General features: G+C 64.8%; 12 protein-coding genes. 2 read left to right on the forward strand and 10 right to left on the reverse strand.

Going from position 1 to position 15,181, the window contains the following annotated elements; genetic code table 11:
• Positions 1–6: 6 nt before the first annotated feature.
• From L6D64_RS07175 to L6D64_RS07190, 4 genes are all read right to left on the reverse strand, one after another.
• Positions 7–1,617 carry an FMN-binding glutamate synthase family protein gene (locus tag L6D64_RS07175; protein ID WP_176506014.1) on the reverse strand — a complete coding sequence of 537 codons (1,611 nt, stop codon included), beginning with the start codon at positions 1,615–1,617 and terminating at the stop codon, positions 7–9.
• 161 nt (positions 1,618–1,778) lie between these two features.
• Positions 1,779–2,042: a DUF3077 domain-containing protein gene (locus L6D64_RS07180; protein WP_176506015.1), complete on the reverse strand. Its 264-nt coding sequence runs from the start codon at positions 2,040–2,042 to the stop codon at positions 1,779–1,781.
• Between the two features lie 143 nt (positions 2,043–2,185).
• Positions 2,186–2,467, reverse strand: coding sequence for a hypothetical protein (locus tag L6D64_RS07185; protein ID WP_176506016.1), 282 nt, complete (start codon positions 2,465–2,467; stop codon positions 2,186–2,188).
• A 330-nt stretch (positions 2,468–2,797) separates the two neighbouring features.
• Complete coding sequence (locus L6D64_RS07190) at positions 2,798–7,078, reverse strand: DEAD/DEAH box helicase (protein ID WP_176506017.1); 4,281 nt, start codon at positions 7,076–7,078, stop codon at positions 2,798–2,800.
• A 90-nt stretch (positions 7,079–7,168) separates the two neighbouring features.
• Between L6D64_RS07190 and L6D64_RS07195 the strand changes: the two genes are divergently transcribed.
• Positions 7,169–7,582: an NUDIX hydrolase gene (locus tag L6D64_RS07195; RefSeq protein ID WP_176506018.1), complete on the forward strand. Its 414-nt coding sequence runs from the start codon at positions 7,169–7,171 to the stop codon at positions 7,580–7,582.
• On the opposite strand, the gene metR is transcribed toward L6D64_RS07195, so the two are convergent.
• Positions 7,566–8,483, reverse strand: coding sequence for a transcriptional regulator MetR (gene metR / locus L6D64_RS07200; RefSeq protein WP_003258025.1), 918 nt, complete (start codon positions 8,481–8,483; stop codon positions 7,566–7,568). The two genes, L6D64_RS07195 and metR, sit on opposite strands and share 17 nt — an antisense overlap.
• Positions 8,484–8,681: 198 nt before the next feature.
• Here metR and L6D64_RS07205 point away from each other — a divergent pair, with 198 nt between their 5' ends.
• Positions 8,682–9,677: an alpha/beta fold hydrolase gene (locus tag L6D64_RS07205; protein WP_176506019.1), complete on the forward strand. Its 996-nt coding sequence runs from the start codon at positions 8,682–8,684 to the stop codon at positions 9,675–9,677.
• 10 nt (positions 9,678–9,687) lie between these two features.
• Here the strand turns inward: L6D64_RS07205 and aauR are convergent, their stop codons facing one another.
• From aauR to L6D64_RS07230, 5 genes are all read right to left on the reverse strand, one after another.
• A complete protein-coding gene (gene aauR / locus L6D64_RS07210; RefSeq protein ID WP_176506020.1) occupies positions 9,688–11,016 on the reverse strand; it encodes a two-component response regulator AauR in 1,329 nt (442 codons plus the stop codon).
• Positions 11,013–12,917 (reverse strand): two-component sensor histidine kinase AauS, encoded by a 1,905-nt coding sequence (gene aauS / locus L6D64_RS07215; protein WP_054885877.1) that lies wholly within the window; start codon positions 12,915–12,917, stop codon positions 11,013–11,015. Before aauS ends, aauR begins: the two co-directional genes overlap by 4 nt.
• 69 nt (positions 12,918–12,986) lie before the next feature.
• Positions 12,987–13,721, reverse strand: a complete 735-nt coding sequence (locus tag L6D64_RS07220) for an amino acid ABC transporter ATP-binding protein (RefSeq protein WP_003258023.1) — start codon at positions 13,719–13,721, stop codon at positions 12,987–12,989.
• A complete protein-coding gene (locus L6D64_RS07225) occupies positions 13,718–14,389 on the reverse strand; it encodes an amino acid ABC transporter permease (protein WP_054885876.1) in 672 nt (223 codons plus the stop codon). Before L6D64_RS07225 ends, L6D64_RS07220 begins: the two co-directional genes overlap by 4 nt.
• Positions 14,390–15,136 carry an amino acid ABC transporter permease gene (locus tag L6D64_RS07230; RefSeq protein WP_176506021.1) on the reverse strand — a complete coding sequence of 249 codons (747 nt, stop codon included), beginning with the start codon at positions 15,134–15,136 and terminating at the stop codon, positions 14,390–14,392. It lies immediately after the preceding gene.
• Positions 15,137–15,181 lie beyond the last annotated feature (45 nt).

The raw sequence follows: 15,181 nt of genomic DNA on the forward strand, positions 1-15,181 counted from the left end.
ACATTTTCAGGCGACCATCGGCTCGAAACTGTCGGCCCGGGCCATCTGCCACATGCGCGAATAGAACTGCCCATCGACCTCCCCGGTCAGCAACTCGCCCGGCTTGAGGAACACATGCATCTGGGAGAACAGCTTGATCTCGGTGGCCGACACGCGCCGCACCAGGTGCTTGGCCTCCAGCTGCGCCGGGTGCTCGAGGCCCGCTGCGGCCAGCATCTCGGCCAGCGCACGCAGGGTGTTGTGGTGGAAGTTCAGCACCCGCTGGGCCTTGTCCGGCACTACCAGTGCGCGCTGGCGCAACGGGTCCTGAGTCGCGACGCCGGTAGGGCACTTGTTGGTGTGGCAGCTCTGCGACTGGATGCAGCCGATGGCGAACATGAAGCCGCGCGCCGAGTTGGCCCAGTCGGCGCCGATGGCCAGCACGCTGGCGATGTCAAAGGCGCTGACGATCTTGCCGCTGGCACCGAGCTTGATCTTGTCGCGCAGGTTAAGGCCGACCAGGGTGTTGTGCACGAACAGCAGGCCTTCGCGCAGGGGCACGCCGATGTGGTCGGTGAACTCCACTGGCGCGGCGCCGGTGCCACCTTCCTTGCCATCGACCACGATGAAGTCGGGGAGGATGCCGGTTTCCAGCATGGCCTTGGCGATGCCCATGAATTCCCACGGGTGGCCCAGACAGAACTTGAAGCCTACCGGCTTGCCACCGGACAGCTCACGCAGCTGGGCGATGAAGTGCATCATCTCGATCGGGGTGGAGAAGGCGCTGTGGCGCGAGGGCGAAATGCAGTCCTCGCCCATCAGCACACCGCGGGTTTCGGCAATTTCCTCGGTCACCTTGTGTTTGGGCAGGATGCCGCCGTGGCCGGGCTTGGCGCCCTGGCTCATCTTGATCTCGATCATCCGTACCTGCGGGGTACGGGCCTGGGCGGCGAAACGTTCCGGGTCGAAGCGCCCGTCCGCGGTGCGGCAGCCGAAGTAACCGCTGCCCAGTTCCCACACCAGGTCGCCACCGTGTTCGCGGTGGTAGGGGCTGATGCTGCCTTCACCGGTGTCGTGGTGGAAGTTGCCCAGCTTGGCGCCCTTGTTCAGGGCGCGGATGGCGTTGGCACTGAGCGAGCCGAAGCTCATGGCCGAGATGTTGAAGATCGATGCCGAATACGGCTGGCTGCACTGTGGGCCGCCAACGATGACGCGGAAGCTTGCCGGGTCGGTCAGCGGCGCCGGGCGCATGGAGTGGCCGATGAACTCGAAGCCCGACTCGTAGACGTCGATCAGGGTACCGAAGGGTTTGTCCGAGGCTTCGTTCTTGGCTCTGGCGTACACCAGCGAGCGCTGGGCACGGGAGAAGGGCAGGGCGTCGCTGTCGGCTTCCAGCAGGTACTGGCGGATTTCCGGGCGGATGGCCTCGACCAGGTAGCGGATGTTGCCGAGGATCGGATAGTTGCGGCGCACCGCGTGGCGTTGCTGCAGCAGGTCGAACACCCCGATCAGGCTGAGCACCCCGGTGGCCAGGGTGAACGGCCACAACCATTCGTGGTGGAGGAACGGCAGGCTCGCCAGGGTGAACAAAACGCAGGCGGTGAAGAAGGCATAGCGGCTGAGAAGTGACAGGCTCATACGGGGTCCTTGCGATGGCGCGGTCAGGCTCAGGGCCTGGGGCAAACCTCGACCATAGCCAAGTTGCATGGCGCTGCAAATTAAAATCGGGGTAGCGAAAATCATTCTCGCCGAGCTTTGCTGCGGGGTGGCCATGGGTATTGGGTGGGCCACCCCGATGCTCACTGCCGCATGCCCAGTTCGGCGTCATCCATCAGTGCTTTGGCCATGGCACTCAGGTAATGGGATGCCCAGATCATCATTGGCTTCTCGTCCATCAAGCCGATGATGGTCAGTTCGCGGACATAGCCCATCAGTTCCGAGGCTTGCTCGCGGGCATCCCGGCAAGGAATGCCTGGCTCGATGCGGAACAGGGGATGAGTCTGGTGTTCGCCCTGGAAGAAGGTGGTTTTGCCGACAGTGAATTGGGTGTCGTCTGTGCTCATCGATTCCTCTCCTGAAATTTCTCGACTGCCTGTTATGGCCTCTTCGCGGGTAAACCCGCTCCCACAGGTCAGGCGCAAGTCTTCGAGACTGTGATGACCCTGTGGGAGCGGGTTTACCCGCGAAGAGGCCCGCAAATCCAACCTCAATGAAGGTTGGTACTCCGCTCCAAGGCCAGCGACAGTGCATCCGCCTGGCCCCAGGCAATCTGCATGGCACGCAACCCATTCACCAGCAATTCCCGGGTGCGGTCATCTTCGATGGCGTCGAGGGTCCGGTGGCAATGGTTGTAGGCAAGCATCAGGTAGTGAGTGACGTTCATCACCACGTGATCGATGGGCACGATGCCTTCGCTGACGGCGTTGGTGAGGGTCTTGTCGGAGGGAAGGTCGAAATGATGCGGTGGGTCGGGGACGATCTTTTTCATAAGCAACTCCCAGGTGGGTACGAAGGAGCTACCGCTTACGTTTCCACACGAAGAGGCGGCAACTGTACGCGGGGTGGAAAACCGGTCACCTAGGAACCCCGGCAGGCCTGAAGGCCTCCCGCGCACAGCTGCCATGACGACAGCGATCTAAGTGAGTATCCGGGTTTCCACACCCGCATCGCTGAAGTTTTCAGCGACCCGAAAAGCCTAAAGGGCGGTGTTTCCAGGGACAATCAGACGCGAGTCGACAGGGCTTGTAGGATATTTTCCTTAGCTAGTGATCGCCAGTTCATATGTGTGGGAAATATCTGAATCCTTCGTCAGAATCAGTCAAAGCGTGTCGCGCAGCAATTTCTGCTTCCACTCTTCCTGCTCCTGCGCTGTGCCATCTACCAGGTAGCTATACCGCCCAGCCACCCGCACCGCCACCGGCACACCGTCGCGATACAGCAGCCGGTTGCCACCGACAGCAGGCACTTTCGCCCCAGGCAGCAACGACCCGATCAGGTTCAGCGGGTCGCTCGCACTCACCACCACCAACCCCGCATCCAAGGCCCGACGCCGCACTTGCCTCAGCAACCCGACAGCTTCCGGCAAGGCGAATTGCTCACCCGCCAGCCCGGCAATGAAGCGCCCACCGCGAATCTCGCCACGCGCCTCCAGGCGATGATAGCAACGCAGCAGTTCACGCCAGGGCGGCAGCACATCGCTCTCCCGTTCCAGCAGCCGCCAGCAGATCACCCCATAACGCCGCAGCAGTGCGCGGGCGATGTGCTCCAGGCGCTGGTGTTCATCGACAGTGCCGCCGCCCCGGCGCAACAAGGCCCAGCGCCCGGCGTGGGCCATGCTGCTGGACAGCGGCGGGTGGCCGCGCCGGCTGTTGCGCGATGTGCGCTTGGCCGCCGGGGTAATCAGGCTGCGCAGGCCGGTGAAACTGTCGGCGCCTACCAGGCCGGCACCCACCAGTTCCTGCAACGCTGTTTCCAGCTCGCTGGGCAGCAGGTGGGCATCAACGGTCAACTCGTCGAAAAACAATGCTCCCTGAGCCTGCAGTGCCTCAAACACCCGTTGTGCCCGCCCGCCAAGTGCATCCGGTGCCGGCTCGGGGGCGAGGCTACGCCACAACCCCATGTGCTCACGCGGCAGCAACACCAACGGTGTGCTCGACAAGGTATTGCTCGCCAGCGTCGCCGCCAGGCGGCTCCAGGCAAACTGCCCGCTGCGGCAGGCATCGTCCAGCCAGTGCGGGCTGTAATCCTTGATGCGCGCAGGCAGCAGCTCCGCCTCCCAGGCGCCGGCGGCACTGGGGAAGCCCTGCAACTGCCCCAGCACTTCGGCCACGGCTTGGGGGCCTCGCAAACGCTCGTCAGGGGCCAGGTGCTGCCAGTCGAACAGAAAACGCATGAAGTCCTGCAGGCTGACGGGCTCGATCTCCCGGCGCAGGCGTTTCACCGTGTAGCGATGGATGCGTGCCAGCAGATGGCGCTCGCACCATTGCAGGTCCAGCGCTCCAGGGCTGAAGTGGCCGCGCAGCACATAGCCTTCGGCTTCCAGGCGGGCCAGCGCCTGCTCGACCTCGGCTGCAGGCTTGCCCAGTGGTGCGCCAATCTGTGCAACGCTGAGCGGACCGTAGCCGCTCAGGCGAGCGCGTAGCAGTTCGCGCAGTGCCCTGTCCGGGTCGATGGCCTGATCGAAGCCGGGCAGTACGTCCAGCGCAGGCTCCATGTGTGCAGACGGATACAGCGCTTGCAGCAGGTTCAGGCGCTCGCGCGCCAGCCACAGCTTTTCAGCGGTCAGGCGCAGGGCTCGCCCGGCCTTGGCCAGCTGACGCAGCAGCAGGTCCCAGCTGGGGTTGGCCTGGACTTCCTCATGGCTGATGGCGCCCAGGGTCATCAGCGCCTCGTGCATCTCGTCGGCATTGCTTGGCTGCGGCCAGGCTTCGGTCTGCACGGCGGTGATCGCATCGGCGTCCAGCGCGCCGAGATCATCGCCGCTGTGAACTTCATTCCAGCGCCTATTGAGCACCGCCTGGGTACGCCGCTCTTCGAGCGGCGCGTCATCAAGAAAGGCGTATGGCCTGGCATTGAGAATCGCCGAGGCCAGTGGCGAGGGCGCTGGCAGGTCGCGGCACAGCAGGCGCACCTGGCCGCTTTCCATGCGCCGCAGCAACGCCAGCCAGCCTTCGCTGTCCATGGCCTCGTGCAGGCAGTCGTCAAGGGTCTGCTCGACCAGTGGGTGATCAGGGATCTGCCGCTCGCCGACGATGTTCTCCAGGCAGGCGATCTGGTCGGGGAATACCGCAGCGATCAGGTCTTCGCTTTTCATGCGCTGGATCTGCGGCGCCACCTTGCGCCCGCCGACGAAGCGCGGCAGGGCCATGGCCACGCCGGCATTCCAGCGCCAGCGCACGCCGAACAACGGCGCGTCGAGCACGGCCTGGATGAGGATCTGCTCGGCACCGCGGCTGTTGAGGTAGCGCCACACTTCATCCAGCTCGAAACTGTGGCTGGTCGACAGCGACAGCACGATGGCGTCCTCGCTGGCCGCGGCCTGCAGCTCGAAATTGAAGGTACGGCAGAAGCGTTTGCGCAGGGCCAGGCCCCAGGCACGGTTGATGCGGCTGCCATAGGGCGAGTGGATGATCAGTTGGGTACCGCCAGACTCGTCGAAGAAGCGCTCCATCACCAAGGTCTGCTGTGAGGGCAGGGCGCCCAGCACTTCGTGGGTGCGGGCGAGGTAGTCGAGCAACTGGCTGGCGCTGGCCTCATCCAGCTCGAACGTGGTCTGTAGCCACTGCTGTACCGCAGCAAGGTCGCCTTCGTTCAGCACCAGCTGCTCATCGATGCGCGCCTGCAGGCGGGCGACCGCAGCGGACAGTTCATCGCTGCGCCCCGGTGCTTCGCCAAGCCAGAACGGGATGGTCGGTGGCAGGCCCTGGGCGTCCTCGACCCGCACCCGGCCAGGCTCGACCCTGAGGATGCGGTAGGACGCGTTGCCCAGTTGGAAGATATCGCCTGCGATGCTCTCCACGGCGAAGTCTTCGTTGACGCTGCCGATGTTCAGCGCCTGTGGTTCGAGCAGCACCGCGTAGTCGGCATTGTCGGGAATGGTGCCGCCGCTGGTCAGCGCCGTCAGCTGGCTGCCCCGGCGGCCGCGCAACGTGCCGCTGACCGCATCACGATGAAGATACGCGCTGCGGATACCCTGGCGGCCGTTGTAGCCCTCGGCGAGCATGCACAACAGGGCCTGGTAACGCCTTGGGTCGAGTTCTGCGTATGGCGTTGCCTGGCGCAGGCAGTCGAGCAACGCCTGTTCCTGCCAAGCCTGGTTGCTGACTTCGGCGACGATCTGCTGGGCCAGCACATCCAGGGGGGCCTTGGGGATATGCAATTCGTCGAGTTCGCCAAGGCGAATGCAGTCGAGCAACGCCACGCATTCGATCAGGTCATCTCGTGAGGTCGCGAACAGCCGCCCTTTGGGAATACCATCGACCTGGTGCCCGGAGCGCCCGACGCGCTGCAAGAAGGCGGCGATCGAGCCGGGCGATTCGATCTGGCAGACCAGGTCGACGTCGCCGATGTCGATGCCCAGCTCCAGCGAGGCGGTGGCCACCAGCACCTGCAGCTGGCCGTGCTTCAGGCGCTGTTCGGCGTCCAGGCGCAATTCCTTGGCCAGGCTGCCATGGTGCGCGGCCACGGCCGCTTTACCCAGGCGGTCGCTGAGGTGGCGGGTGATGCGTTCGGCCAGGCGCCGGGTGTTGACGAATACCAGTGTGGTGCGATGTGCGCGGGCCAAGGCAGCCAGGCGGTCGTAGACCAAGCCCCAGACGTCGGTGGCCATGACCGCGCCGAGTGGCACCGGGGGCACTTCGATGGCGAGGTCGCGCTGGCGCGCATGGCCAACGTCGATGATCGCGCAAGGGCGCTGGCAGCCGACCAGGAACTGCGCCACGCGCTCCACCGGGCGTTGGGTGGCGGACAGGCCGATGCGCCGCAGTGGCCGCCCGCACAAGGCTTGCATGCGCTCCAGGGTCAGCGCCAGGTGGGCTCCGCGCTTGTTGCCGGCCAGGGCATGGATCTCGTCGACGATCACCGTGTGCACGCTGGCCAGGCCTTCGCGGCCGGAAGCCGAGCCCATCAGTACGTACAGCGATTCGGGTGTGGTCACCAGGATATGCGGTGCCAGTTTGCGCATCGCCGTGCGTTCCTTCTGCGGCGTATCGCCAGTGCGCACGGCGGTGGTGATGCGTGGCGCTTTCAGGCCCTGGTCCTGTAGCGCCTGGCTGATGCCTTCGAGCGGCGCCTGCAGGTTCAGGCGGATGTCGTTGGACAGCGCCTTGAGAGGCGAGACGTAGACGACCTGGGTGTGAGCAGGCAGCTCGCCGCCATGCTCCAGCCCCTCGCGGACCAGTTCGTCGAGCACCGCCAGGAAGGCGCTCAAGGTCTTGCCCGAACCGGTTGGCGCGGCGAGCAGCATCGACTGGCCGGCATGGATCAGCGGCCAGGCACGGGCCTGGGCATCGGTGACCGTGGCGAAGTGACGGCGAAACCAGGTGCCGACGGCCGGGTGGAACAGCTCGAGCACCGGGTGCTGGTGGGCTGGCAGGTTCATGAGTCCGTTATGGCGGGTGATGGGCGGGTTGGCAAGGGGCCGTTCGTCGTCGATCTTCTGTAGACTGTCGGTTTTTCAGCGAGCCTACCCATGCCCACTATCATCCGCATCGCCGCCGCCCTGTTGATCGACCCGCAAGGCCGCACCCTGCTGGTGCGCAAGCGTGGTACCCAGGCGTTCATGCAGCCAGGTGGCAAGATCGATGCCGGAGAGTCGCCTGTCCAGGCGCTGGTACGCGAGTTGTTCGAAGAATTGGGCCTGCGTATCGACCCCGCCCACGCGGTGCCCCTGGGCCAGTTCAGCGCGCCGGCCGCCAACGAGCCGGGCTGCGAGGTGCAGGCCGAACTGTTCCGCGTCGACAGTGCCGAGGCTGTAGCCCCGGCGGCGGAAATCGAAGAAGTGCGGTGGCTGGGCGCCGATCAGGCCGAAACGCTGGACCTGGCGCCGCTGACCCGCGACCTGATACTGCCGCTGTACCGCCAGGCGGTCAGCGTACCGCGCTGACCCCGTCGAGGGTGGCGAACGAAGTGTCCTTGGCGGTCAGCAGGAAGTCGCGCATGTAGGGCGCATCGAGCATGTCGGTGCGCACCGCTGCATACAGCGTGGCAAACAGCCCTTTCTCGCCCAGGCGCTTGCCCTTCACATAGCCGCGCGAGCTGTATTCATGCAGCGCCCAGTGTGGCATGCCGCAGACGCCACGGCCGCTGGCTACCAGTTGCATCATCATCACTGTCAGCTCGGACGTGCGCACGGCAGCCGGCTCGATGTCGGCCGGCTCCAGGAAGCGGGTGAAGATGTCCAGGCGATCGCGCTCCACCGGGTAGGTGATCAGGGTCTGGTCGAGCAGGTCCTGGGGCACGATGTACGGTTTGCTGGCCAACGGGTGCTGGTTGGCCACGGCGAGCATGGCCTCGTAGGTGAACAGCGGCACATAGGTGATGCCGGCAAGGTCCAGCGGGTCGGAGGTCACCACCAGGTCGAGGTCGCCCCGCGCCAGCGCCGGCAGCGGGGCGAAGGCGAAGCCCGAGGCCAGGTCCAGCTCCACTTCCGGCCAGGCATCGCGGAACTGGTCGATGGTTGGCATCAGCCACTGGAAGCAGCTGTGGCACTCGATGGCCATGTGCAGGCGCCCGGCGGTGCCACCCGCCAGGCGGGCGATGTCACGCTCGGCGCCGCGCAGCAGCGGCAGGGTGGCATCGGCCAGTTGCAACAGGCGCAGGCCGGCGCTGGTGAAGCGGATCGGCTTGGTCTTGCGCACGAACAGTGGCAGGCCCAGGCGCTCTTCAAGCTCCTTGAACTGGTGCGACAACGCCGACTGGGTCAGGTGCAGGCGTTCGGCCGCCTCAACCAGGCTGTCGGCCTCGCGCAGGGCATGAAGGGTTTTCAGGTGGCGGATCTCCAGCACGGGCTGTCTCCGAGAAGATTTTTTGAGAAAACGGGGAATGAGTTGAGTTTCACTCATGTTGCCCCAGGCTGTCGACTGGACGATCAGCCGCACCGCTCGGCAGGGTTCATCAAACTGTCACTGAACTGTGGCAGCGCGCCCGAAGGAAAGTCATCAGACTCGCGCTCTACTGGGGATCTGCATTCTGGTGTTTCTTTCATGCGGGCTTTTCTGCTGTTTTTCTTTCTGCTGTCCAGCGCTTCGGCCAGCTTGGCCGACACGCGCTGCGACGCCCATGTGCCGGTACAACGTGCCGAAGTCGGCAACCTGAGCCTGGTCTATCAAAGCGTCGGCGCGCCTCGCGATCCGGCCTTGCTGCTGGTCATGGGCCTGGGCGGGCAACTGATCCATTGGCCTGACGATGTGGTGGAGGCAATGTGCCGCCAGGGCTTTCGGGTCATTCGCTACGACAATCGCGATGTCGGCCTGTCGCGCTGGAACCAGCTGCCGCCTTCGGCCAACCTCACGGTCGAACTGTTGCGCTACAAGCTGGGCCTGCCGGTAGCGGCGCCCTATACCCTGACCGACATGGCCGATGATGGCCTGCAGTTGATGAACGTACTGGGCATCCGCCAGTTCCATGTGCTGGGGGTGAGCATGGGTGGGATGATCGCCCAGCACCTGGCAGCCATGGCCCCGGAGCGGGTGCGTAGCCTGACCCTGGTGATGTCCAGTTCGGGAGCGGCCGGGCTGCCGGCACCTGATCCGGCGTTGGTGCAGTTGCTGGCGCGGCGCAGTGCGCCGAATCGCGAGGTGGCCATCGAGCAGCAGGCCGACCTGCTGGCGGCGCTGGGTAGCCCACAGGTGCACGATGACCGGGCGGTGCTGCTGCAGCAGGCGGCGATAGCGTATGACCGGGCGTTCAACCCGGAGGGGGCAAAACGCCAGATCATGGCGATCCTGGCCGAGCCGAGCCGGGTGCCGTTACTGAATGAGTTACGGGTGCCGACGCTGGTGGTGCATGGCACGGCCGATCCGCTGTTGCCGGTGATGCATGGGGTGCACCTGGCAGCGCATATCCAGGGCAGCCAGCTGAGGTTGATTCCGGGCTTGGCACATCGCTTCCAGGAGCCCTTCAAGGCACCGTTGCTGGCGGCGGTGCTGCCTTATCTGCAGGCACACCGGCAGGATGTGACCCATATCGCAGGGCTTTGATGCTGCGTCGTCAGCCGAGCCCGTACTTCTTGACCTTGTCGAACAGCGTGGTCTTGGCCATGCCCAGCTCCTGGCTGGCCTGGCTGAGGTTGCCACCGGTGCGCTGCAGGGCGTCACTGAGCAGGTTGCGTTCGAACGCTTCCACCGCCTCGGCAAAGCCAAGCCCTTGGCTGGCGCCGCCGCTCGGGCCTTTCTTGAAGGCTGGCAGCCCAAGGGCATAGCGCTCGGCCACGTTGCGCAACTCGCGCACGTTGCCCGGCCAGTCATGGGCCATCAAGCGCGACAGGGTCTGGCTGTCCAGTGTCGGTGCTTCGCGGTCGAATCGCAGCGCCGACTGCTGCAGGAAGTGCTCGAACAGTTGCAGGATGTCTTCCCGACGTTCGCGCAGCGGCGGCAGCTCCAGGGTGACCACGTTCAAGCGGTAATAGAGGTCGCTACGGAACTGCCCGGTCTGACCGAGGGCGTCGAGGTCGGATTTGGTGGCTGCAATCACCCGGCAATCCACCGCGATGCTCTGGTTCGAGCCCAGGCGCTCCAGGGTGCGTTCCTGCAGCACGCGCAGCAGCTTGATCTGCAGGTTGATCGGCATGCTCTCGACCTCGTCGAGGAACAGCGTGCCGCCATTGGCGTGTTCGATCTTGCCGATGCGGCGCTTGCCGGCACCGGTGAAGGCGTTGGCTTCGTGGCCGAAGATCTCGCTTTCGAACAGGTTTTCCGGCAGGCCACCGCAGTTCAGCGCCACGAACGGCTGGCCCTGGCGCCGGCTGAAATCGTGCAGGCAGCGGGCGACCAGCTCCTTGCCGGTGCCGGTTTCCCCCTCGATCAGCACGTTGGCCGACGTATCGGCGACGTTGGCGATCAGCTCGCGCAGGTGCTCCATCGCAGGCGAGCGGCCGATGATGCGCCCCTCCAGGCTGCTCTGCTCGGCCAGTTGCCGGCGCAGGGCCACCACTTCGCGGGACAGCCCGCGCTGCTCCAGCGCGCGGCGCACCACATCGACCAGACGCTCGGGTGAGAACGGCTTCTCCATGAAATCGTAGGCGCCGTTGCGCATGGCACCGACTGCCATGTCGATATCACCGTGGCCGGTGATCAGCACCACCGGCAGGCTGCGGTCGCGGGCCTTGAGGCGGTTGAGCAGCTCCAGGCCATCGATGCCTGGCAGGCGGATATCGCTGACGACGATGCCGGCAAAATCATCGCCGATGCGCTCCAGGGCCTGTTCAGCACTGCCGACACCCTCGCAGGCAATGTCCTCCAGGGCCAATGCCTGCTGGCAGCCGAGCAGCACATGCGGGTCGTCTTCGACGATCAGAACGGTAAGTGGCGCTTGGTTCATGGTTGCTCTGCCGATTCGCTGGGGGGCGTGACCAAAGGCAGGGCGAGGACGAAGGCCGTGCCGCCGGTGGCGGGGTGCTCGACGTTCAGACTGCCCTTGGCAGCGGCGGCAAGGCTCGCCGACAAGGTCAGCCCCAGGCCCAGGCCATGTTCGCCCGGTTTGGTGGTGAAGAAAGGTTCGAACAGGTGCTTGCGGGTTTCGGCATCGATGCCGTGGCCGTTATCGCGTACCCGCAGGCGATACTTGTCGCCTTGCAGCTCGCCTTCGAGCCACAGCTCGGGCAGTGGCTGGGTGGCCATGGCGTCAAGGGCGTTGCCGATCAGGTTGACCAGGATCTGCTCAAGGCGGGTCTGGTCGATGGCCAGTTGCTGGTCGTCGAACTGGTGGTGCAACTGCAGGTTGCAGCCCGTGATGCGGTCGTTCAGTACCTGCAAGGACGCCTCCACGGCCTTGGCCAGCGACGCCTGGCCACTGTCGTCACCGCGCCGGGCGAACGAGCGCAGGCTGGCGGTGATGCGGCCCATGCGGTCGATCAAGCCGTTCATGGTGCGCAGGTTGGTGCTGGCGGTGTCCAGTGCACCCCGCTCGAGAAAGCGCACGGTGTTGCCAGACAGGGTCCGCAGCGCCGCCAGAGGCTGGTTGAGTTCGTGGGCGATGCTGGTGGACATCTGGCCGATGGCCGCCAGCTTGCCGGCCTGGACCAGTTCGTCCTGGGCATGGCGCAGGGTCTGTTCGGCATGCCGGCGCTCGCGGATCTGGCCCTTGAGCCGTTCGTTGCTGGCGCGCAGGTCGGCGGTGCGGTCGGCGATGCGCCGCTCCAGCTGGCTGTTGGCTTCTTCCAGTGCCTCGCGGGCGGCCAGGCGTGTGGCAACGACCTTGCGCCGTTCGTTCCAGGCGATGCCGAGGATGGTCAGCAGGGCGAAGGCCACGCCGACCAGGATGCCCTGCACCATGGACTCGCGTCGCAGGTCCTGCAGCGGGGTGAGCAGGGTGAAGTGCCAGGGCGTATCGGCCAGGCGCCGGGTCTGGGCCAGGTAGCTCACTTCATGGGGCTTGCCTTGGGCAGTTTCGGCGTTGGCCGGGAAGGTCAGCTTCTCCACGCCATCGGCCAGGGTTTCCCGCGCCAATGGCTGCAGCTCGTTCAGCGGCCACCAGTAATACTGCAGGCTGCGCGCCAGGCGCTCCTTGATCTGCGGAGTCAGCGGGCGCACCGACTTCAAGCGCCGGGCTGGGTCGCTGGAAAGAATGATGATGCCGTTCTCGTCGCTGACGAAGGCTTCCAGGCGGGCCCGCTGCCAGCGCTCTTCCAGGGTATCCAGGCGCACCTTGATCACCGCCACGCCGATGATCTTGCCGTGTTCTTCCAGGCCGTGAGCAAGGTAATAGCCAGCCTCGCCCGTGGTGCTGCCGATCCCGTAGAAGCGGCCCGGTTCGCCACGCACGGCGCTCTGGAAATAGGCCCGGAACGACAGGTCTTCACCGAGGAACGAGTCGGCGTCGCGCCAGTTGCTGCTGGCCTGTACGCGGCCATTGGTGTCGAGAACGAAGATCGCCCGGCTGCGGCTGCGGCGGTTCAGGCCTTCGAGGTATTCGTTGACGGTCTGCCGGTTGGCGCCATCAGGGTCGGTGAGCAGTTGCGAGACGCTGTCTTCCAGCTCCAGCAGGCTCGGCAGGTAGGTGTACTTGCTGATTTCGCTCTCGACCGTTCGCGCATGCAGCTCCAGCGCACGTTCGCCGCTTTCGCTCAAGGTGCGGATGCCATTGCTTTCGCTGATCAGGAAGCCGGCCATGCCCAGTCCGACCATCAGCAGGATGATCAGGGGCGGCAGCAGCAATTGGCGAATCAGGCGGGATTTCACGGCGGGCTTGGCAGGGAGAAGAAGCGAAGGGTCGCATTTCATCACAGTGGCCTTGTCACGGCCAGCACCCGCTGCCGGGCGAACCCGGGCAGCGGTGCCGTTGTTGCCGAATCAGTGTTGCAGGATCTTGCTGAGGAAGTGCTGGGTGCGTTCGTGGCGAGCGCTCGGGTTGCCGAAGAAGTCTTCCTTCTGGCAGTCCTCGATGATGTTGCCCTTGTCCATGAAGATCACCCGGTTGGCCACTTTGCGGGCGAAGCCCATTTCGTGGGTCACGCACATCATGGTCATGCCTTCGTGGGCCAGCTCGACCATCACGTCCAGTACTTCGTTGACCATCTCCGGGTCCAGCGCCGAGGTCGGTTCGTCGAACAGCATGACGATCGGGTCCATCGACAGCGCGCGGGCAATGGCCACGCGCTGCTGCTGGCCGCCAGACAGCTGGCCGGGGTGCTTCTTGGCGTGGGCGCCGAGGCCGACGCGGTCGAGCAGGGCCAGGCCCTTCTTGGTCGCTTCCGCCTCGCTGCGGCCGAGCACCTTGCGCTGGGCGATGGTCAGGTTCTCGGTGATGCTCAGGTGCGGGAACAGCTCGAAGTGCTGGAACACCATGCCGACGCGCGAGCGCAGCTTGGGCAGGTTGGTCTTGGGGTCGGCGATCGACGTGCCGTCGACCACGATGTCGCCCTTCTGGAACGGCTCCAGCGCGTTGACGCACTTGATCAGGGTCGATTTGCCCGAGCCCGAAGGGCCGCAGACCACAACCACTTCACCTTTCTTGACCTCGGTGCTGCAGTCGGTCAGCACCTGGAAGTCGCCGTACCACTTGTTGACGTTCTTGATGGAAATCATACGGTGATCCTTTTTTGCAGGCGCTTGACCAGCCACGAAGCGGAGAAGCTGATGACGAAGTACACGACCCCGGCGAAGATCAGGAACTCATGGGAGCGCCCGATGATGTCGCCGTTGGAGCGTGCCGAGTTGAGGAAGTCCACCAGGCCTACGGTGTACACCAGCGAGGTGTCCTGGAACAGGATGATGCTCTGCTGCAGCAGCAGCGGGGTCATCTTGCGGAAGGCCTGGGGCAGGATGATCAGGCGCATGGTCTGGCCGTAGGTCATGCCCAGGGCCTGGGCTGCGCCCATCTGGCCCTTGGAGATCGACTGCACACCGGCGCGGACGATTTCGCAGAAGTAGGCGGCCTCGAACATCATGAACGCCACCACGCACGAGGTGAACGCACCCACCGGGGTGTCCTCGCCGGTGATCCAGCGCAGCACGAACGGCACCGCGAGGTAGAACCAGGTGATCACCAGCAGCAGCGGGATCGAACGGAAGTAGTTGACGTACGCACCGGCCACACGCGACAGCAGCTTGCTCGACGACAGGCGCATCAGTGCGAGGATGGTACCCAGCACGATACCGCCGACCACGCCCATGACCATCAGTTGCAGGGTCATGAGCATGCCGTCCCAGAGGGCTGGCAGGGCGGGGATGATTTCGCTGAAATCCATGTCCATTTACTTGCCCCCCACGGAGATCAGGCCAGGCACGGCGACTTTCTTCTCGACCATGCGCATCAGCAGCATCAGGCCCATGTTCAGGGTGAAGTAGATCAGCGTGGCCAGGGTGAAGGCCTCGAACAGGTTGGCCGAGAATTCGGCGGTCTGCTTGGTCTGCGCCAGCAGCTCCATCAGGCCGATCAACGAGGCCACCGAGGAGTTCTTGAACACGTTCAGGAATTCCGAGGTGAGTGGCGGAATGATGATCCGGTAGGCCTGCGGCAGCAGCACGTTGTTGTAGATCTGCGGCAGGCTGAAGCCCATGGCGCGGGCGGCGGCTTCCTGGCCGCGCGGCAGCGCCTGGATGCCGGTGCGTACCTGTTCGCAGACGCGGGCGGCAGTGAACAGGCCCAGGCAGATGACCACGCTGATCAGTGCCGAGGTGGTCGGGTTGAGGTCTTGCTTGAACCATTCCTGCAGGCCTTCGGGCAGCAGGTCCGGCACCAGGAAGTACCAGATGAACAGCTGCACCAGCAGCGGCACGTTGCGGAACAGCTCCACGTAGGCGGTGGCGATGCCCGATACCAGACGGTTCGGCACGGTACGCATCACACCGAGGACCGACCCCAGCAGCAGTGCGATGACCCAGGCGGAGATGGCGATGGCGATGGTCCAGCCCAGACCGGTGATGTACCAGTCCAGATAGGTCTCGCTGCCCACGCCGGTGGACTTGAAGAACACGCCCCAGTCCCAGTTGTAATTCATCGGGATTTCCCCTCAGACGGTTGTTTCACGGGCACCTTCGAGCAT

Origin of the sequence: Pseudomonas urethralis, assembly GCF_021602465.1 — a bacterium.
GTDB lineage: Bacteria > Pseudomonadota > Gammaproteobacteria > Pseudomonadales > Pseudomonadaceae > Aquipseudomonas > Aquipseudomonas vlassakiae.